This window comes from Vitiosangium sp. GDMCC 1.1324 (genome assembly GCF_003044305.1).
Classification (GTDB): Bacteria; Myxococcota; Myxococcia; order Myxococcales; family Myxococcaceae; genus Archangium.
Genome location: NZ_PZOX01000008.1, coordinates 397,244 through 415,390 on the forward strand (window position 1 = coordinate 397,244; position 18,147 = coordinate 415,390).

16 protein-coding genes, 1 tRNA gene and 1 riboswitch are annotated in these 18,147 nt (G+C 68.1%); of the genes, 6 read left to right on the forward strand and 11 right to left on the reverse strand.

All coding sequences use genetic code 11. The annotated features are described in order from the left end of the window. Positions 1-108: 108 nt before the first annotated feature. Positions 109-984, reverse strand: coding sequence for a hypothetical protein (locus tag DAT35_RS24865; RefSeq protein ID WP_108069622.1), 876 nt, complete (start codon positions 982-984; stop codon positions 109-111). Then, the gene (locus tag DAT35_RS24870; protein ID WP_108069623.1) at positions 981-1,217 is read right to left on the reverse strand and encodes a hypothetical protein; all 237 of its coding nucleotides are present in this window, start codon (positions 1,215-1,217) and stop codon (positions 981-983) included. Before DAT35_RS24870 ends, DAT35_RS24865 begins: the two co-directional genes overlap by 4 nt. Before the next feature lie 311 nt (positions 1,218-1,528). Between DAT35_RS24870 and DAT35_RS24875 the strand changes: the two genes are divergently transcribed. Beyond that, complete coding sequence (locus DAT35_RS24875; RefSeq protein ID WP_108069624.1) at positions 1,529-1,933, forward strand: hypothetical protein; 405 nt, start codon at positions 1,529-1,531, stop codon at positions 1,931-1,933. Here DAT35_RS24875 and DAT35_RS24880 read toward each other — a convergent pair. The 8 genes from DAT35_RS24880 to DAT35_RS24915 form a co-directional block, all read right to left on the reverse strand. After that, the gene (locus DAT35_RS24880) at positions 1,930-2,724 is read right to left on the reverse strand and encodes an ABC transporter ATP-binding protein (protein ID WP_108069625.1); all 795 of its coding nucleotides are present in this window, start codon (positions 2,722-2,724) and stop codon (positions 1,930-1,932) included. The two genes, DAT35_RS24875 and DAT35_RS24880, sit on opposite strands and share 4 nt — an antisense overlap. Before the next feature lie 26 nt (positions 2,725-2,750). Next, the gene (locus tag DAT35_RS24885; protein WP_108069626.1) at positions 2,751-5,462 is read right to left on the reverse strand and encodes a serine/threonine-protein kinase; all 2,712 of its coding nucleotides are present in this window, start codon (positions 5,460-5,462) and stop codon (positions 2,751-2,753) included. A gap of 104 nt (positions 5,463-5,566) precedes the next feature. Beyond that, positions 5,567-7,252 carry an adenylate/guanylate cyclase domain-containing protein gene (locus DAT35_RS24890; protein WP_108069627.1) on the reverse strand — a complete coding sequence of 562 codons (1,686 nt, stop codon included), beginning with the start codon at positions 7,250-7,252 and terminating at the stop codon, positions 5,567-5,569. 138 nt (positions 7,253-7,390) lie between these two features. Next, the gene (locus tag DAT35_RS24895; RefSeq protein ID WP_108069628.1) at positions 7,391-7,900 is read right to left on the reverse strand and encodes a ubiquinol-cytochrome c reductase iron-sulfur subunit; all 510 of its coding nucleotides are present in this window, start codon (positions 7,898-7,900) and stop codon (positions 7,391-7,393) included. Continuing rightward, positions 7,900-8,586, reverse strand: a complete 687-nt coding sequence (locus DAT35_RS24900; protein WP_108069629.1) for a cell surface protein — start codon at positions 8,584-8,586, stop codon at positions 7,900-7,902. Before DAT35_RS24900 ends, DAT35_RS24895 begins: the two co-directional genes overlap by 1 nt. Before the next feature lie 2 nt (positions 8,587-8,588). Further along, on the reverse strand, positions 8,589-9,926 hold the full coding sequence (locus DAT35_RS24905; RefSeq protein ID WP_146209872.1) for a hypothetical protein: 1,338 nt from the start codon (positions 9,924-9,926) through the stop codon (positions 8,589-8,591). A 141-nt stretch (positions 9,927-10,067) separates the two neighbouring features. After that, positions 10,068-10,291: riboswitch (cobalamin riboswitch) on the reverse strand. 21 nt (positions 10,292-10,312) lie between these two features. Beyond that, the gene (locus DAT35_RS24910; RefSeq protein WP_108069631.1) at positions 10,313-13,414 is read right to left on the reverse strand and encodes a sensor histidine kinase; all 3,102 of its coding nucleotides are present in this window, start codon (positions 13,412-13,414) and stop codon (positions 10,313-10,315) included. 49 nt (positions 13,415-13,463) lie between these two features. Next, positions 13,464-14,096, reverse strand: coding sequence for a response regulator transcription factor (locus DAT35_RS24915; RefSeq protein ID WP_108069632.1), 633 nt, complete (start codon positions 14,094-14,096; stop codon positions 13,464-13,466). Positions 14,097-14,257: 161 nt separating this feature from the next. Between DAT35_RS24915 and DAT35_RS24920 the strand changes: the two genes are divergently transcribed. The 5 genes from DAT35_RS24920 to DAT35_RS24940 all read left to right on the forward strand — a co-directional run bounded on the left by DAT35_RS24920 (position 14,258) and on the right by DAT35_RS24940 (position 18,049). Continuing rightward, positions 14,258-14,626, forward strand: a complete 369-nt coding sequence (locus DAT35_RS24920) for a hypothetical protein (RefSeq protein ID WP_108069633.1) — start codon at positions 14,258-14,260, stop codon at positions 14,624-14,626. A 215-nt stretch (positions 14,627-14,841) separates the two neighbouring features. Continuing rightward, positions 14,842-15,501 carry a hydrolase gene (locus DAT35_RS24925; protein WP_233261686.1) on the forward strand — a complete coding sequence of 220 codons (660 nt, stop codon included), beginning with the start codon at positions 14,842-14,844 and terminating at the stop codon, positions 15,499-15,501. Positions 15,502-15,580: 79 nt separating this feature from the next. After that, complete coding sequence (locus tag DAT35_RS24930; RefSeq protein WP_108069634.1) at positions 15,581-17,446, forward strand: amidohydrolase; 1,866 nt, start codon at positions 15,581-15,583, stop codon at positions 17,444-17,446. Between the two features lie 220 nt (positions 17,447-17,666). Further along, a complete protein-coding gene (locus DAT35_RS24935; RefSeq protein ID WP_108069635.1) occupies positions 17,667-17,894 on the forward strand; it encodes a DUF1427 family protein in 228 nt (75 codons plus the stop codon). Beyond that, positions 17,891-18,049 (forward strand): DUF1427 family protein, encoded by a 159-nt coding sequence (locus tag DAT35_RS24940; protein ID WP_108069636.1) that lies wholly within the window; start codon positions 17,891-17,893, stop codon positions 18,047-18,049. Before DAT35_RS24935 ends, DAT35_RS24940 begins: the two co-directional genes overlap by 4 nt. Positions 18,050-18,071: 22 nt before the next feature. On the opposite strand, the gene DAT35_RS24945 is transcribed toward DAT35_RS24940, so the two are convergent. Next, positions 18,072-18,146 (reverse strand) — tRNA-Leu (locus DAT35_RS24945). Position 18,147: the final 1 nt, after the last annotated feature.

The window sequence follows — 18,147 nt, forward strand, 5'->3', positions numbered from 1 at the left end:
AACGAGCCGCCAGCATCATACGCCTTCGCTTCTTGAGTGCGAGCCTGTCGGAGCCGTCCTCTCGGCGGAGTCGGCCTCATGGCTGGGGTCCGGATGAAGCCATGCGCCTCACATGTCCGGGTCGCACGTCCAGGCGTACTTCTCGGAGTAGCGGTAGCACTTGTAATGGGGGCCGCAGACGTTGGGGACGGCCGGGTCACAGGACTTGCGGCAAGCCCCTATATCGCAGACGAACCCCTCGGGACAGGAAGCGGGATTCGCCTCGTCACAGTAGATGAGACACGTGCCCCAGACTTCGCGCGGGTGGTTGTAGGGATTCTCGACGACACACTTCTGCCCGTCTGGGCAGGGCGTGCGCTGACAGTTCTGGCCATACACCTGCGCGCAGATGGATACGCCCTCGTCGAGCCGGACACATTCCTGCCCCTCGGGACACGCGCGGCCCTCACAGGTGGGCACACAGGAAGGACCATTGAGTCCCTCCTGGCAAAAGAACCCCTCGGGACAGCTCGCGGGCTCGTCCAACCGGCATGGCCGCCCGCATCGGCTGCCCTGACACAAGAGTTCCCGCTCACAAGCCGTATCACGAGAAGGAGGCATTTCGAAGCAGGTATCCCCCTCTTTCTGCCCTCCCACGAGCGTGCAGTGGCGGATGGCGGGACCGTTTCCCAGCGTCTTCACCGTGCGGCAGGCCATCTCCTCCGTGCATTGCTGATCCGTCATGCACTTGCTGTCCGTACAGTACACCCACATGGTCCGCCCATTGACGAAGCACGCGAGTGGAGGCTGGCACTCCTTGGCCCCGCCGCAGGGACGCTCGTAGGTCATCAGGCTCCGGCGCTCCTCGGCCGACAACATCGGAGCCACCTTCGATACGGAAGCCGGACGCAATCGTCCAAACATGGCGATATGGAGAGCCCAGGCCAACGGCAGAACCAGGAAGAGGTTCAGCACAACGATGAGGGGCGTGCGCCAGCGCATCATTCGGCGCTCCTGAACTGACATTGATGCGGGCATTTGCGATCCGCCCAATCAGCAGGAACTTTACATCTCCTCAACCACTCCTCCTTGCTCAGGTCGCAGTTGTGCCGGTGCAACTCCTCCTCGATGTCCTTCGCCATCGCCCGGTCGATGGTGCCGCCCTCCCGCCAGGTCTCCGGGCACGCCGTCCCCACCGCCATCAGCAACGTGAACGCGAACACCCGTCGCCAGCGCATGTGTCCTCCTCGTGAAAGAGGCACCACGCCAACGAGCCGCCGGCATCATACGCCTTTGTTGCACCCCGCCCTTCAACGCGGAATCTCCGTCGCGGAAAAGGGAGGCTCCTCCTGGGTCTGAGCCGTGCCCCTCGCAGGAAGCACTCGAACCCCACGCGCGTCACCACCCCACCTGTCCGTCTCCCCGCACCGGAAGCACCGAGGCCCCCTCCAGCCGGCCGGGCGTGCGCTCCTTCCCGCCGTGGTCGCTCCCCTCTCCATCCCTACCTTCAAGAGACAGGAGCGAACGAACTACCGTCAGGAGGGAGACGATGAAGCGCTGGTTCGGATGGACGATTGTGCTGGGGCTGGGCGGGGCGCTCGCTACGGGTTGCGTCTCCCGGGAGACGGAGAACGCGAAGCAGGTGGGCCGGCCCTCCACACCCATCCAGGAGAAGTACAAGAGCCCGTCCGCCTCGGAGGCCCAGAGCGGCGGAGAGGCCCTGGGAGGACAGGGAGGCTCGGGCGGCGCGGGGCTCACCACGCCCGAGCATTGGCAGGGACACCCGGACTCCTCGAGCCGGGAGAGCGAGGGGCCGCCCTACATCCTCAGCGCGCCTCGGTGGGTGCCTCCGGAGCGGCGGCCCGCGCCGCTGGGAGTGGGCTCGGGTCCGGACAACGCCCGGAAGCAGGCCTTGGATCAACTGAAGGACTATATGACAACCGACTCGCGCTAACGCCCCTCGGCCGTCCCTCTCGCGCGGGGGGCGAACAGGCGTGCACCCGAGGGAGCGCTCGCCATCTCCATGGGCACGCCGTAGAGGACCTCGAGCCGCTCGCGCTGGAGCACGTCTGACGCGGGCCCCTGGGCCAGGACGTGCCCGTCGCGCATCAACAGCACGTGCGTGGCGAAGGCCGCCGCCAGGTTGACGTCATGCAGCACCGCCACCGCGCCCAGGCCCGCGTCTACCCTCGCGCGCACCCGCTCCAGCGCGCCCACCTGGTGCGCCACGTCGAGGAACGCGGTGGGCTCGTCCAACAACAGCAGCTTCGGTTGCTGCACCAGACCGCGGGCCAACAGCAGCATCCGGCGCTCGCCTCCGGACATGGCCTCGCAGGAGCGCTCCGCCAGGTACGCCACCTCAAGCTCCGCCAACACCTCCCGCGCCAGCGCCTCGTCGCTCGCCGAGGTGAGGCCCCACAGTCCGAGGTGTGGGCTGCGCCCCATCAGCACCAGCTCCAACCCACTGAAGCCCTCGGCGGGCTCGAAGGTCTGCGGCACCCATGCCACGTTCCGAGCGAGCTCCCGCGCCTCCCACTCCCTCCGCTCCCGCCCCAGCAACCGGATGACCCCGCGCGTCCACGGCATCGCCCCGAGCACACTGCGCAGGAGCGAGCTCTTCCCCGTGCCATTGGGCCCGAGCACCACCCACAGCTCCCGGGCGCGCACCACGCAGTCCACGTCCCGCAGCACGGGAGAAGCTCCGTAACCGGCACTCAGTCCCTGGATGTCGAGCAGCGTGTCCACGGTGCGCGGGTGGGAAGGGGCCCGGGTCAGGAGCCGCCCTTCCTCTTCTGGATTTCCCGGTACAACGCCTTCACCTGTCCGAGCAGCTCGGCGCTCTCGACGTCTCCCATGCCCACCACCTCGGCCTCGAGGTTCTCGTAACGGCTGCACAGGAAGTCGAGGCTCTCACATGCATAGACGCGGGTGAGCGCCTTGAAGGCGCTGCGCGTGCGGGCCCATTCCTTCTGCAGGATCGATGGGTTGCGTGAGGGACGCTTGCCGCGAGCCGGTGGACGCTTGCTGGACGCGGAGTTGGTCAGAGGCGCGAGCGGAGCGAGCAGGGATTGATCCGCGGAGGAATCGACCGGTGGGGGCTCCGTGTCCGGGGCTGGTGTCGCCGTGGGAGGAGCCGCAGCGAGCGCCTCCGCCGGAGCAGGAACAGGAGCAGGATTGGGCGCGGCCGTCTCCGCCTCCCCAGCAGGGGGGGAGGATGGCGCCGCGGCCTCGGGGACAGGCTCGGACGGCGGCGGAGCGGACGGAGCGGGAGCCGGGGCAGGCTCGGTGGAGGGAGAGGGCGTCCGGGTCGCCTTGCTCCCGGACGAGGACAGCGGACGCGTTCGCGGAGGGGGCGGCACCACCTCCGGGTCTGAATGGTGCTGCTGGAAGAAGAAGGCGACTGCCCCCACGCCACCACCCGCCAGCAGCAGCGCGAGCCCCATGATGATCAATCCCCAGGGGAGCCCCGACCGGGTCGGGACGGAGGTGCGGCGGGTGATCTCCTGCGCCACCGGCGGCGCGGCCTCGTCGGCCGAACCGTCCTCGCCTCCACCGTTCCCGTCGTCCCGAGCGGTGATGTCTTCCCGCCTCGAAGAAGAGGACGCCGGACGTGGGGAGACCACAGGCACGCCCGTCGACGTCACCCGCCGGCGAGGCCGCTTCCTGCCCCCCTGGGACACCTCGTCATCCGAGTCGCGGAGGAGCGACTCATCGAGCACCACGCGCGGATGCGTGTCCTCGGCATAGACGTCCTGCATGACCACGCGAGGATCCGTGTCATCGTGCGATACGCGCGGCACCGGCATCTGGATGCGCGGATGCGTGTCCTCCAGGAGCACGTCCACCGCGCCCTCCTCCGGCTCCCCGGTGTCGAGGACGGGCATCCCCTCCGCGTCTTCGGTCCGCGCGTCCAGCTCCGGCGCCAGAGGCCCCTCGTGGGCTTCCAGGGACTGTGCGTGGGCGTCCAGGTCTTCGTCCGTGCGGAGCGGCACCGACCAGACCGGAGTGTCCTCGATGGCCACCACCTCCGGCGGAGCCTGCGGCGGCATGGGCGCGACGGCCGGCACACCGGGCGGTGTGGGGGGCCGAGGCATGGAGACGGACACCGGCGCCTCGCGCGTCGGACTGTTCGAGCCGGGCGAGGCTCCATACGGAGTCAGCGAGGCCCTCCCCACACCCGAGCCCGGCTCCGGGGCCAGCACCACGGGTGTGCCTTCCGGCGGTGACAGACGCTCACGCCGGGACTCCTCGATGGCCTCCACATCGACGGCGGGCCGCGTGGGCTCGTCCACCATCACGGCCGGCCGCGTCTCGCCTTCATCGCGCGCCGGTCCCCCATCACGGGCTCGCGGCGTGGGCCTGAAGGAGAGCGGCTCGACGGGGCCATCCAGACGGATCGTCTTCGGCGGCAGCGTCGGCATGGGCCTGGGTGGAGCCCCCTCCGGCATGCCGATCACCACCGGCTCCGGCTCGGGCGCGCGTCCCACCTCGCGCAGGCTCGCGAGCAGCCGCCGCTCGTTCAGGTACTCCGGGCCGAACAGCTCGTGCATGTACTGGCTGACGGTCTCGGGGCCCGAGCCAGGGTCCAGCTCCAGCAGGCAGGTGTTGAGCCTGGCGCGCAGCTCCTCCGCCGTCTGGAAGCGCTGCGCCGGCTCCACCGCCAGCGCCTTCATCACCAGCTGCGCCACCGCTGGCGGCACGGACGGCGCCACCTGGGTCAGGGGCTGGATGTCCGGCTGGGCCACCGCGGACATCAGCTCGCCCGGGGGCAACAGGTCGAACGGGTTCTTCCCGGAGATGAGCTCGTACAGACACAGGCCCACCGCGTACAGGTCGCTGCGGCGATCCACCGGCTGGTGCCGGGCCTGCTCCGGCGACATGTAGAGGAACTTGCCGAGGATGATGCTCGGGTTCGTCTTCGCCGCGCTCAGCCGGCTCTTGGCCAGGCCGAAGTCGATGACCTTCACCTCCCCCTCGTAGGAGATGAGGATGTTCTGCGGCGAGATGTCCCGGTGGACGAGGTTCAGCTCCCCCTCGTCATCTCCCTTCTTGCGGTGCGCGTAGGCGAGCGCGTCCAGCACCCGCCCCATCACGAACAGCACGAAGGTGAGCGGCAGCGGCTTCTGCCGGTCGCGCGCCCGCGCCGCCACCTTGCGCAGGTCCTTGCCGTCCACGTGCTCAAGGGCCATGTACGCCTCGCCCTCGTGCAGCCCCATGTCCAGCACCTGCGCGATGGAGCCGTGCGACAGCTTCACCAGCGTGCGTGCCTCTCCCACGAAGCGCTCGACGAACTCCGGATCCTCCGCCAGCTGCGGCAATATCTTCTTGATGACGCACAGCTTTTCGAAGCCCTGCGCCCCCTCCAGGCGTGCGAGGAAGATCTCTCCCATGCCGCCGGTGGCCAGCTGGGACAGCAGCGTATAGCGGCCGAACGGCACGGGCCGGAACGGACGCAGTCGAGCGTTCGAGGACGACGTGTTCATGCCGGACGCAGGGCGCACATGCTGGCGAGGGGGGGCGCCCATGCTCGCATTGATCCGGGTCCGAGTGCGAGCATCAATCCAACCTCCCACCACAAGGACTTACATCACCCCACACCGGGATTGGTGAGCTGGGGGACGTCCTCGTCGGAGACCTCGAAGGCGGCGACCTTGTCGCGAGGAGGGCGGAGGAGGCGCTCGCCCAGGGGCATGACGTCGAAGCGGGCGCCGATGACGGCGAGCGTCTTGCCGGTGATGAGCACCTGGCCGGGGGCGGCGGTGGCGGCCAGGAGGGAGGCGACATTCACGCCCTCGCCCACGGCGGTGTACGAGGGGCGGGACTCGGGCCCCACCAGGCCCACCAGGGCGCGGGTGGTGTTGATGCCGATGCGCAGCTCGCACCGCTCGTCCACGGGGCGGCGGGCCATGGAGCGCTCCCAGTCGGCGCGCAGGGCGAGCGCGGCGCGGACGGCTCGCACGGCGTCATCGGTCTTCGGGTGGAGCACGCCGAAGAGGGCCCGGAGCGACTCGCCGAAGAAGGCCTCGAGGATGCCCTCGTAGCTGAAGACGAGGCCGCCCAGATGCGCGTGGAAGTCGTTGAGCACCGAGGTGGCGCGCGCGGCGCCGAGGCGGGAGCACAACGCCCCGAAGCCGACGAGCTCGGCATGGACGACGGTGAGGTTGCGCTCCTCGAGCCCGGGCAGCTTGCCGCCGGCGCCCTGGAGCTCCGAGGCTCGGCGCTCGGCCACCTCGGGGGCGAAGAAGCGCTCCAGGTGGTGGCGCAGGGGGGACGGCCCGGACGAGGCCGCGGAGAACTTCTGCACGCCGGTGGCCACCAGGTGCGCCACGGCGGTGCAGGCATCGAGCATGACCTCCAGCTCGGTGTCGTTCTTCGCGGAGGTGTTGACGTAGAGGACCCCGGCGAAGGGGGGCTCGACGCCGATGGGGATGCAGAGCACCCGGTCCACACCATAGAGGATGACGCTCTCGCGGCCGGCGAAGCGGCGGTCATCGCGCACGTCGCCCACCAGGAGCGCGCGGCCCTGGCGCAGGGCCTCGTCGATGATGCCATCGGAGACGGGCACCTCGCCCTTGGCGAGCTTGCCGCGGTGGCGCACGGCGGCGGGCACCAGCACACCGGTGGGGTGGCGCAGCAGCACCACGGCGGTGGTGGCCTCGATGCGCTCGAGCACCCGGTCCATGGTGGCATCGAGGAAGGCCGTCAGGTTCGAGGCGGTGGCGAGCGCCTCCGCGGCGTGGAAGAGGAGGACGAGCGTCTCGTAGGCGCCGCGGGAAGCGGAGGTGGGCGCCGGCGAGAAGGGGGTCGCGGTGGCGAGAGGGCTCTCGAAGGGGCTGGAGAAGTTGTCGAGCGCCCGCAGCAGGTCCACGTTCTTGACGTTCTTGGCGAGGATGACGGAGGCCCCCACGTCGTCGCCGTGGCCGAAGCGGCGCACGCCCCCGGCGCCCAGGTCCACCATCTCGGTGGCGGCGTTCTCCACCTGGTGGGGCTGGCGCACCGAGAGGGTGTTCTCGCCCAGGGAGATGGTGTCGCCGGGATGCAGCGCGATGCTGCCCTGGAGGGACGCGCCGTTGACGCGGCTGCCGTTGCGGCTGCCGAGGTCCTCGATGAGCAGGCTATCCCCCTCCGCGACGAGGCGGGCATGCCGCCGCGAGACGAGGTCTCCGCCCAGAACGATGTCGTTCTCATCCGCGCGGCCGAGGTGCGTGACGCCCTCGGGAAGCTCGTAGGCAGTGTCGAAATAACCCGGGCCGTTGATGATGATCTGCCACATCGCGGCCGGGAGATTACACGACCCGGCCCCCGCTTCGCGCACGCGAGGGCACGAGAGACCCGCACGGGGCCCATCCCATTGACACCCGGAGTCAAATCCGGCCGTGACGCTGGAGTGCCCCGGGCCACTTCCGCCCCCTCAGCGGGACCGGTGGAGCCACAACGAATCCCCGACCCGCGCCACCTGGAAGGCCTGGAGGGAACGGGTGGCGGGACCGCGCAACACCCGGCCATCCTCGCCGAAGCGCGAGCCGTGGCAGGGGCACTCCAGGAGCGCCTCTCCGGGCACGTAGGAGACGTAGCAGTCGCCGTGCGTGCAGATGTGCCATACGGCGGCGAAGCAGCCCGACGCGGTGTGCATCACCACCACGTCGAGCAGGGCCTCCGGGAGACGCACCGCCGCCGAGCCCCCAGGCTCACGCAGCGCCGGGTGCTCGGTGAGCTTCACCTCCACCCAGCCCTCCTGGGGTGAGCCGGGCGTGACACCACAGGCCGCGGCATCGGAGGACGGGGGGAGCACGGTGGCCTCGTGCCACTCGGGGCCGCAGCCGGCACAGAGGGCGGCGAGGGCACAGGTGCCCTGCAGCAGCGAGCCGAGCACGGCCCGCCGCTCGAGCCCGGAGTCCGTGTCCCCCCGCGAGCCACTCATCACTTCCACTCGCAAATGGGGGAGCCGTTCACCACCGCGATCGCATCCAGGTCGAACCCGCCGGAAGTGGACCCATAGGAGTTCTCCCCGCTATCCCGGATGCGGATGAAGCGGGCCCGGGCCACGCCGAGGGTGGCCAGGTCGAAGCCGTCCCCCCCCGCCACGGAGGGATCCGTGGGGCTGATGCCATTGTCCGGCGAGGAGAACACGGGCTTCACGCCCGCGCAGCCGGGATTGCCCCCGGCGTAGTCCGTGGGGGCGCAGGGAAACTCATGCCACGTCTGGCCGTCCTCGCTCACCGCGACGAAGCCCGTCTCCGAGAAGTTGCTGAAGGGGTTCTCGAAGACGAGCAGGTCCACGCCGGGCCCGTCCACCACGCCGAGATCGGTGAGCTCGAGGACGATCTCCCCCCGCTTTCCGAGCGAGAGCACGTCCAGCGAGCCCATGCCGGAGCCTCCCCCGTGGGGCGGTCCAAGGACGATGTCCGGGTAGCCATCCTGGCCGAAGCCGGCGAACGCGCCGGGCGTGAAAGACACCACCTTGTCGGCGAACGGGTTGCTGTCACTCGGGCAGACCACGGGTTGCTGCGAGTCGTCCTCCGGGTCGGAGGGACCCCCGCAGCCCGCGGCGAGCAGGGACAGGACGAGACAGGCGCGCCAGAGCGCCAGGGTGGCATGAGTCTTCATGGTCATTGCTTCTGGATGCGGACGAGCCGGCTGCCGTTCTTGTCGCTCACGCCCACGAGGAGATCCGCGCCCAGGGGAGTCAGGATGCCCACCTGGGTGCAGTTGTTGTCGGTGGTGAGCACGGGCTTCAGGTCACCCACGGTGACGGCCTTCGGATCGATTCCACCCGTCGTCAGGGAGATACGCGAGACGTCGCGAGTGAAGGACTCGTACGTCGTCATGTCGGTGACGCCGCGGTGGAGCGCCACGCCATCACCGAAGCCGGCGGCCGAGAAGAAGTCGGTGCCCGAGTAGATTTGAGGCGCGTTGGCATCGGAGAGGGCCAGGGGCGACCCACCCGTGAGCACGGGCGAGTACGTCGCGGGAGCCACGGCGCGCAGGAAGTTGGTCGTCGCCTTCACGGCGTTGTCGTACTTGCCATAACCAAACACGGCGATGTCCGAGCTCGTCACGGCCACGGAGCTGCTGAAGACACCCGCCTCCGGGAAGGTGGCCACCTGCGCGCCCTGGAAGGGAGAGGTGTCCGTCTTCAGCCCGTAGATGGCATTGCCCCCTGCGCTCACGCCCTCGACGCCCTGACCATTGATGAAGAAGTACCCGGCGATACCCGCGGCGGCGTAGTTGCCATTCGCGGAGACGTAGGTGGACTTGTCCGGGCTGGCCGTGTCGTACACCAGGACCGTGCCGGGAATGTTCGTGAAGGGACCATCCTTCGTATAGCCGGCGAGCAGCCGGGTGCCATCATTGGCCAGGAAGCTGCTCAGGTATGTCCTCTCGCTGCGATCCGCATCCGCGATGACGGACTTGAGGGCCGCTCCGCCGAGAGCGATGTCCGGCCAGGTGCCGAGCTCGTAGAGGCTCTTGTCCGAGCCGCGCAGGCCGTACAGCTTGAAGTCGGTGCCGCTCTTGAGAGCCGTCACCTGGCTGATTCCCGCCGGGAGCGCAACGGACTCGGCGGCGGCGAAGCCCGTCTTGAGCTGCAGCGTGCCGAGCTTCGCGTCATGTGGAAGGTCCGCGCACGAGACACCCGCGTCGGTGCCAGCATCCGTGCCCGGGTTCGTCCCCGCATCGGTCCCCGCGTCGCTGCCCGTACCCGCGTCGGTGCCCGTTCCCGCGTCGGTGCCCGCGTCCCCTGCCGGAGGGGTGTTGTCCCGCACTTCGCAGCGGTTGGACTCGCACACGTACCGCTTGCCCTCGGGGGCACTGCCCTTCTTGTTCGTGCAGTCGTACGAGTCGACGCACTCATCCTCGCAGCCGGTGACCAGCAGCCCCAGCGACAGAGCACCCAGGACCACCGCGAAGCGGCCGAACCGCCGCGAACCCATCATTGCTGTCTTCATCCGCGTCCTGCTCCTCGCCCCCTCGGGCGCAATGCCTTCGAGGAGAAGCGGGAGCGGGATGCACGGCGGGCACGGCCTGACAGAGGACGCACATGACGGCGCACCCGCTACCTCCCCTCGGAGGCCTCGGTGTTGTCCGTGCCACCGGCACGGGTCCTCGGCAGGTTTTCGGACTCACGGGCAGCGTGGCCTCGTACCCAGGCCACCTTCCCTACTGGCCGTCGCTTCCCAACCCTCCAGAGGAGGGCCAGTGCGCCATGACGGCGTTCGTTCCCGTTCACCGCTGCGGGGCAGTCCCGGACTCTCACCGGGTTCCCTCAAGCCTCCACCAACCACGAGGAGGAACCGAAGACGGTGGGCGGGATATGGCGGCGGGACGGGTCTTGTCAACTGCGACCCGGCCGCGAGGAGCGTCCTCGCCTCACGCGGAAGGAGCTCCTCAGCCAGGCCCGCCACGTCCCTCTCGGCCTCACCCGATAGGCGATCGCGGCCGGGACCCTCAGCTCCACCTCCGTCCCAGCGTCGGCTCCGCCCCAGACGTGCAGGGTAGCGCCCAGCCTCGCCGCCCGTTCGCGCATCCCCGCGAGGCCTCCCCCTGGACGGCCGCCCATCTCGAGAATCTCCGGGGCCATGCCCACGCCGTCATCCCGGAACGACACGAGCAACTCGTTGCAGACGTAGCAGAGCTCGACTTCCACGGCCGAGCCCCTGGCGTGCTGGAACGCGTTGACCAGGGCCTCGCGGCCAATCAAGAAGATCTCCGCCTGCGCGGCGGCGTCCAACTCCTGCGGCATGCCTTCCACGATCAGACGGAACGACATCGGGATGTCCTCCGCCAGATCCTCTCCCACCCGCATGAGCGCATCGGACAGGTCGCGACCGCCGTTGGCGGACGAACGCAGCTCCGTCACCCGGTCGCGGCCTTCGGTCAGCACCTCGTCCGCGCGGTCCAGGGCCTTCTCCAGGGCCTGCCGCGCCGGGGCGTGCTCGGGGAGCTGCTCGGCGACGGCCTGGAACCGGAGCACCAGCCCATGCACGCTCTGCAGGAGGGTGTCATGCAGCTCCCGGGCGATGCGCTCGCGTTCCGCGTGCCGCTCCTCCAGACGGCCGCGCACCTTCGCGGTCAGCTGGCGGAGACGCAGCAGGTACATCCCCCAGAGCAGCAGCAGACCGGCCGCCACACAGAGAGTGCGGAACCACCACGTCTGGTAGAACGCGGGCGGGACGACGAGCTCGATGCTCGCGCCTTGCTCGTTCCACACGCCATCATTGTTCGATGCCATCACGCGGAAGCGGTACCGCCCCGGCGCCAGGTTGCCGTAATAGGCGGCGCGCCGCGTGCCGACGTCCTGCCAACGCTCATCCACACCTTCCAACTGGTAGCGGAAGCGCACGCGCTCGGGAATGGACAGGCTCAGCGCGGCGTAGTCGATCTCCAGGTTCACGGGATGGATGGGAAGCGTCACGTCCGACGCCAGCGCATACCGGTGGCCATCGGCCTGCACGGCGACGATGGAGACCGGCGGCGGCAACGAATTGCGGACGATCCGCTCGGGATCGATCCAGACCACGCCGTTGCTGGTGGCGAACCACAGGCGCCCATCGTCGCCCGCGACCACCGTGGGCAACGGACGCAGCAACGTCGGCCTGGCCGGAAGCCCATCGAGGAAATCGAACAACTCGTAGCGCACGCGATGGTTGGGATCGCCTACCGCGCGCTGAATCTCCTCCGCCGTGAGGTGATAGACCCCCGGCACGGCATGCACCCACACACTGCCGTCGGAGCGCTCGACGATGCCGCTCACGCCGCGGAACGGCTCATCGCCGTCAGCGAGGAGCGGACGAAAACGCTCGCCGTCATAGAAAGCCAGTCCGAATTGGCCACCGGCCCACACGTACCGGCCGCCGGAGGCCAGGGCGGTGATCGCGCCCAGTTTGAGCCCGTCCGCATCGGTGAACCGCTTGAGTTCGTCACCGTCGACCCGGGTGATGGTGCCCTGCCGATGGCCCAGCCAGACCCGCCCACGGCCATCGGTCATCGCGGTGTGGATGACCGCGTCGTCCGGCAGTCCCAGGCGCGCCTTCGCCGAGCTCCAGCGGCCATCCGACCACTGCATCAGGCCCAGGTTCGTCAAGGACACCCAGAGCGTCCCACGGCGATCTCGAGTCATCGCCTGCACCTGCATCGTCGTGGCCGAATCCTGCGGCATCGGCGTCACGTGACTCAGGCGGCCGTCCTCCACCCGCCACAGGCCGTTGTCCGCACCCAGCCAGACCACGCCCTCTTCGTCGCGGTAGGCGGAACGGACCGCGGGGTCGAGGTGCTCGAATGCGACCTCGCCGTCATGCAGGCGCATCAGTGGGCGGTTGGTGGTCCCCGCCCAGACCGCGCCGCCCTCCCCGGCGGCCAGGGCGAAGTCATGCGAGCCGCGCGGGAACTCCGCCAGCACCATGGAACTGGCGCGGAAGCGATCGAGCCCGCCACTGGTCCCCACCCAGACGTTGCCCTCGCGATCCTCGAGCACCGGCCACGCGTAATCGGCACTCAGGCCATCCCGCTCGGTGAACGACTCCACCGCCCCGCTGGCCGCCATCGCGTCGCCAGCCGGCAACCGGTCGGGACGAGCGATGCGGCGAATCCCGTCGCCCAGGGTGGGGATCCACAGACTGCCGTCGCGGGCGAACAACAGGCTCGCCGACTCCACGTGCAGGGCCGGCGGCTTCTCCGTCTGTCCGTAGCCAGGCACCGGGATGGGCCGCACGTCACCGCCCATTTCCGACATCCAGATCTTTCCATCCGGCGCCTGCAGCAGCTGGAATACCCACCCGACGCTGGCGCTCGTGGGAACGAACCTGCGCGCGTCGCGCGGCAGATACAGCAGGGTCTTGCCGGTGGCGACCCACAGCACCCCATCCCGGTCCACGAACAGAGACCGGGCCTGGTCGCCGGGATACCCCCAGGACTCTCCAATCTTCTCCCAGCGCGAGCCGGACAGGCGGAACAGTCCTTCGTTCCTCGAGGAGGCCCAGACATTGCCGTCCCGATCCGTCGCGAAGGCCGAGACCTGATTGACCGGTGCTCCCTCGGTGCCGCGATACCAGGTCACGCGTCCGGCCTGCAGGAACGCGACGCCGCCGAACTGGAAGCCGATCCACAGCCCGCCGCCGGGCGGGGCGTACAAGGTCTGGATGGTGGTGATGGGCTCTCCCGAGGGAGGCTCGAACCGCTCGAAGCGGACGCCGTCGAAGCGGTACAACGTCGCGGCGGCGGAGAGCCATAGATACCCGTCTTCGGTCTGGGCGATCGCCGAGATCTGGCCGGGAGCACCTTCCTTGATCGTCCACCGGGTGTGGTGGAACTGCGAGAGGCGCCGGTCCTGACCGGACGCCCGCGCCACGTCCGCGAAGGACGCCAGCACCGCGACGAGCCCGAGGAACAGCACCTGGCGCCAGAGTGGGGTAGGTCCCCGGACCTTCGTCGCAGCCATCGGCGTCCTACCCCTCGCGCTACGAGCCGTTGCGGCTGCGCATCCACGCTCAGATATCGATGATTCCCCGTTTCACCGCGACCACCACCGCATGCGTCCTGTCCTTGGCGCCGAGCTTGGTCAGGACGTTCTTCATGTGTGTCTTGACCGTCTCCTCGGAGATCCCCATCTTGGCGGCGACTTCCTTGTTGGCGCTGCCGGCGGCAACGTGGAGCAGGACGTCGCGCTCTCGCGCCGTCAATTCGTCGTCGGCCATGTGCTCGGCCATCTCGGAGGCGATATCCGCGGCAATGCGGCGGCGTCCCGCGTGCACGCTACGGATCGTTTCCACCAGCTCCTTGCGCAACATGCTCTTGAGCAGATATCCGGCCGCACCCGCCTTGATGGCGCGCAGCGCCTGAACATCGCCCTTGTAGGTCGTCAGGACGATGATTCTCGCCGCGGGGAACTCCGCGCGAATAGCGGAGATCGCATCGATGCCGTTCATCATGGGCATCCGCACATCCATCAGCGTGATGTCTGGCCGATGCTCGCGGAAGGCTTGCAAGGCCTGCTCCCCATTCTCCGCCTCGGCGACCAGCGTCATATCCGGCTGTCCGGCGATCATGCCGCTGAGCCCTTCGCGCAGCAGAGGGTGGTCGTCGACCACCAGGATTCGAATGGGTGGGTGGGTGGAACTCATCGCTCAGAACCCTCCGTCAAACAGCCTCGCTCCATGGAACTCGACCAGCGGAGAGGTGCTGGATACCCGGCATCACCGCCGTCGAAATCCCCCGAATAGGGGAGGACGGACTCCCTTATTCCAGATATTTTCGCGTTCCGCCAGCGGGGTAGTCTGGACCGGTGCAACGCCTCTTCTCCATGTTTCCCGAAGGTGGCCCGGGGGCCGGTCTGCTGCTGCTGCGCCTCTCGGTTGCCTTATCACTGCGGTTCAACCCATCTGACGGGCTACTGAAGCATGCGCTGCTCGCGCTCCCGGCCGTCGGTATCTGCCTGGGAGCTCTGACGCCTGCCCTGGCGGCTATGTGTTGTCTGCTCAATGTCTACGACTTCATCGTCATGGGCGGCACGACCCTTCCCGAGCTGGGCATCAGGATCCTGACCGCGGGCGCACTGATGCTCCTCGGACCCGGCGCTCATTCGCTGGATGCCCGGTTGTTCGGAAGACGCGTGGTCACCCTGTCGCCGCGAAGAAGGAACGAGCGTGGATGAATGGCGGGCGAGCTGTCCCTCCCTCTTTCGGGTGAGTGTTTCCATACGCTTCCGGGTGTTTTACCCCGAGACCAGTCGCTCTATCTTGTCAGCAATGGACGGGACCCACGGGCCGCACGCCATTGAAAACATTGGCACGGCACACTTCCGAGCAAATGCCCGGTCCCGCCAGCAATCAGGCATCACCTGACAACCCCTATCCGAGGAGCAACCCGATGATTCCCAAAGCAACCCCGACGCCCGGAAATGGCCTGCTGTCGCCCACCGACCATGCCCTGATCCTGATCGACCACCAGTCGCAGATGACCTTCGCGACCCATTCGATCGACATCGCGCAGCTGCGCAACAACACCGCGCTGATCTCCAAGGCCGCCGCCGGCTTCCACGTGCCGACCCTGCTGACCACGGTCGCGGAGAAGAGCTTCTCGGGGCCGTTGTTCCCGGAGATCACCGAGGTGTTTCCTGGCGCGAAGGTCTACGACCGCACCAGCATGAACGCCTGGGAAGACAAGCACGTGATCGCGCAGATCAACGCGTACGAGAAGGAGAAGCTGGTGTTCGCGGGCCTGTGGACCGGCGTGTGCATCGTGGGTCCCGTGGTGTCGGCGATCGAGCAGGGCTTCAAGGCGTACATCATCACCGATGCCTGTGGTGATGTGTCCGACGAGGCGCACGAGCGTGCGGTGCAGCGGATGATCCAGGCCGGTGCGATTCCGATGACCAGCGTGCAGTACCTGCTCGAGCTGCAGCGCGACTGGGCGCGGGAGGCCACGTACGCCCTGACCACCGGCATCGCCAAGACCCACGCCGGCGGCTACGGAATCGGCCTGCAGTACGCCAAGACGATGTTTGGCGCGTCCGAAGGCGGTCACTGATGGCCATGCGGCCATCGGATCTCATAGGTGATAACAATTGTCTCCGGCTCGAGTCGCCGGAATAGGAAGGACTGTACCGATGGCCGACATGATCATCAGAAACGCCAGGATCACCACCCTGGACAAGGACAACCCCTCGGCGACGGCATTGGCCGTCGCCGAGGGCAACGTGCTGGCAGTCGGCGACGATGCCTCGGTGATGGCACATGCCACCGCCAAGACCCGGGTCATCGATGCCGGAGGCCGGCGCCTGATTCCCGGCCTCAATGACAGCCACCTCCACCTGATCCGCGGTGGCTTGAACTACAACATGGAGCTGCGCTGGGACGGCGTGCGCACGCTGGCCGACGCGATGGCGATGCTCAGGGAGCAGGTGGCCCGGACGCCAGCGCCGCAGTGGGTGCGCGTGGTGGGCGGCTTCACCGAACACCAGTTCGCCGAGAAGCGGCTCCCGACGCTGCAGGAGCTCAACGAGGCCGCGCCGGAGACCCCGGTCTTCATCCTGCATCTGTACGATCGGGCCCTCCTCAACCGCGCCGCCTTGCGCGCGGTCGGCTACACCAAGGACAGTCCGGAGCCGCTCGGTGGGCGGATCGAACGAGACCATGCGGGCAATCCCACCGGCCTGCTGCTGGCCAAACCCAACGCGCTGATCCTGTACGCGACGTTGGCGATGGGACCGAAGCTGCCGCCGGAATTCCAGCTCAATTCCACCCGCCATTTCATGCGCGAGCTGAACCGGCTGGGCATCACTTCGGTGATCGATGCCGGCGGAGGCTTCCAGAACTATCCGGAAGACTACGAGATCATCCAGAAGCTGCATGCCGACGGCGAGCTGACGGTGCGCATCGCCTACAACCTGTTCACCCAGAAGAAGGGTGGCGAGCTCGCGGACTTCGACAAGTGGACGCGGATGCTGAAGCCGCTCCAGGGTGACGGCATGCTGCGCCACAACGGCGCTGGCGAGATGCTGGTCTTCTCGGCGGCGGACTTCGAGGATTTCCGTGAACCGCGCCCGGAGCTGCCGCAGGGCATGGAGGGCGAGCTGGAAGACGTGGTGCGACTGCTGGCGGAGCGCCGCTGGCCGTTCCGCATCCATGCCACCTACAACGAGAGCATCAGCCGCGTGCTCGATGTCTACGAGAAGGTGAACCGCGAGGTGTCCTTCGACGGACTGCACTGGTTCATCGACCACGCCGAGACCATCTCCGACCGCAATCTCGAACGCGTGTACGCCTTGAAGGGCGGTATCGCCATCCAGCATCGCATGGCGTACCAGGGCGAGTACTTCGCGGAGCGCTACGGCAGCGAGGCGGTCCGGAACACGCCACCGGTGCGCAAGATGCTGAACGCGGGCATTCCGGTCGGCGCCGGCACCGATGCCACGCGCGTGGCCAGTTACAACCCGTGGGTGTCGTTGTACTGGCTGGTCACCGGCCGCACCGTGGGCGGCCTGTCGATGTACGGCGACGACAACCGGCTGGAACGAGAAGAAGCGCTGCGCCTGTATACGCACGGCAGCGCGTGGTTCTCCCATGAGCAGGATCGCAAGGGCCTCCTGAAGGCTGGCCACTATGCCGACTTCGCGCTGCTGTCCTCGGACTTCCTCCGCGTGCCGGAAGAGGCGATCAAGGACATCACCAGCGTGCTGACCGTGGTGGGCGGCAAGGTGGTGCATGGCAGCGATGACTTCGGCCCGCTCGCCCCCGTGCTGCCCAAGCCCATGCCGGACTGGTCTCCAGTGAACCGGTTCGGTGGCTACCAGGGCGGCACCCAGGCGCAGGTCCGTGCCATGCTCGCTCAAGCGCAACGGCATTCGCACTCACACGGAACGTCGTGTGCCGTGCATGGGCATGGCAAGGATCACGCCGCGCACTACCAAACGCCGGGCGGCGGGCTGCGCGACTTCTGGGGTGCATTGGGATGCTTGTGCTACGCCTTCTGATACGGGCGTGACCCATCTGCTGCCCATGCTCCAGCGACTGGGGCATGGGCACCGCTCCGCCATCCCAGGTACGGTGGAATACCGCATCGAGCAGGCGGAGCGCGAAGAGTTCCTGCATCACATTTCGTGCCCTGCATCGCGACGCACTGCCGCCGTCCGTGCGTCACTTCGTCGGCGCCACGCCATCAAGCCCTCACGTCGTCACGCAGGAGAACGTCCCTTGAGCTGGAAATTCTGTATAGGCTTGTTGCTCGGTCTCAGCATCGGCTTGGGTTGCCGTTGGCTGGGCATTCCGGTACCCGCGCCGCCGGTGCTGGTGGGCGCTTCACTCGTTGTCGCCATGACGAGCGGCTACCTGCTGGCCGACCGCTACATCGCGACGCACCCTGCTCAGCACCGCCATAACTGCGGCGGGCCCAGCGGTGAAATCAAGGAGACGCGCACATGATGCCGGCCATCGTCGGTCCCGTCCTGGCATTGACGATCGGTGCTGGCTGCCGCCTGCTCGACATCCCCTTGCCCGCCCCGCCAAAATTGCAAGGCGCGCTGCTGGTGCTGGCCATGACCGTCGGCTACCTGATCGGCGATCATCTCCTGAGCTGAGCACGCGTACCACCACTGCGAATACCGCGGGCGGGATTCGAACCCGCAACCTCTGCGTTCTGAGCGCAGCACCTCTACCAGGTTGGGCTACCGCGGCA

Coding starts and splice junctions, on each gene's coding strand:
- DAT35_RS24865 (WP_108069622.1), bottom strand. CDS start 984: ATGATGCGCTGGCGCACGCCCCTCATCGTTGTGCTGAACCTCTTCCTG.
- DAT35_RS24870 (WP_108069623.1), bottom strand. CDS start 1,217: ATGCGCTGGCGACGGGTGTTCGCGTTCACGTTGCTGATGGCGGTGGGG.
- DAT35_RS24875 (WP_108069624.1), top strand. CDS start 1,529: ATGAAGCGCTGGTTCGGATGGACGATTGTGCTGGGGCTGGGCGGGGCG.
- DAT35_RS24885 (WP_108069626.1), bottom strand. CDS start 5,462: ATGAACACGTCGTCCTCGAACGCTCGACTGCGTCCGTTCCGGCCCGTG.
- DAT35_RS24890 (WP_108069627.1), bottom strand. CDS start 7,252: ATGTGGCAGATCATCATCAACGGCCCGGGTTATTTCGACACTGCCTAC.
- DAT35_RS24895 (WP_108069628.1), bottom strand. CDS start 7,900: ATGAGTGGCTCGCGGGGGGACACGGACTCCGGGCTCGAGCGGCGGGCC.
- DAT35_RS24900 (WP_108069629.1), bottom strand. CDS start 8,586: ATGAAGACTCATGCCACCCTGGCGCTCTGGCGCGCCTGTCTCGTCCTG.
- DAT35_RS24905 (WP_146209872.1), bottom strand. CDS start 9,926: ATGAAGACAGCAATGATGGGTTCGCGGCGGTTCGGCCGCTTCGCGGTG.
- DAT35_RS24910 (WP_108069631.1), bottom strand. CDS start 13,414: ATGGCTGCGACGAAGGTCCGGGGACCTACCCCACTCTGGCGCCAGGTG.
- DAT35_RS24915 (WP_108069632.1), bottom strand. CDS start 14,096: ATGAGTTCCACCCACCCACCCATTCGAATCCTGGTGGTCGACGACCAC.
- DAT35_RS24925 (WP_233261686.1), top strand. CDS start 14,842: ATGATTCCCAAAGCAACCCCGACGCCCGGAAATGGCCTGCTGTCGCCC.
- DAT35_RS24930 (WP_108069634.1), top strand. CDS start 15,581: ATGGCCGACATGATCATCAGAAACGCCAGGATCACCACCCTGGACAAG.
- DAT35_RS24940 (WP_108069636.1), top strand. CDS start 17,891: ATGATGCCGGCCATCGTCGGTCCCGTCCTGGCATTGACGATCGGTGCT.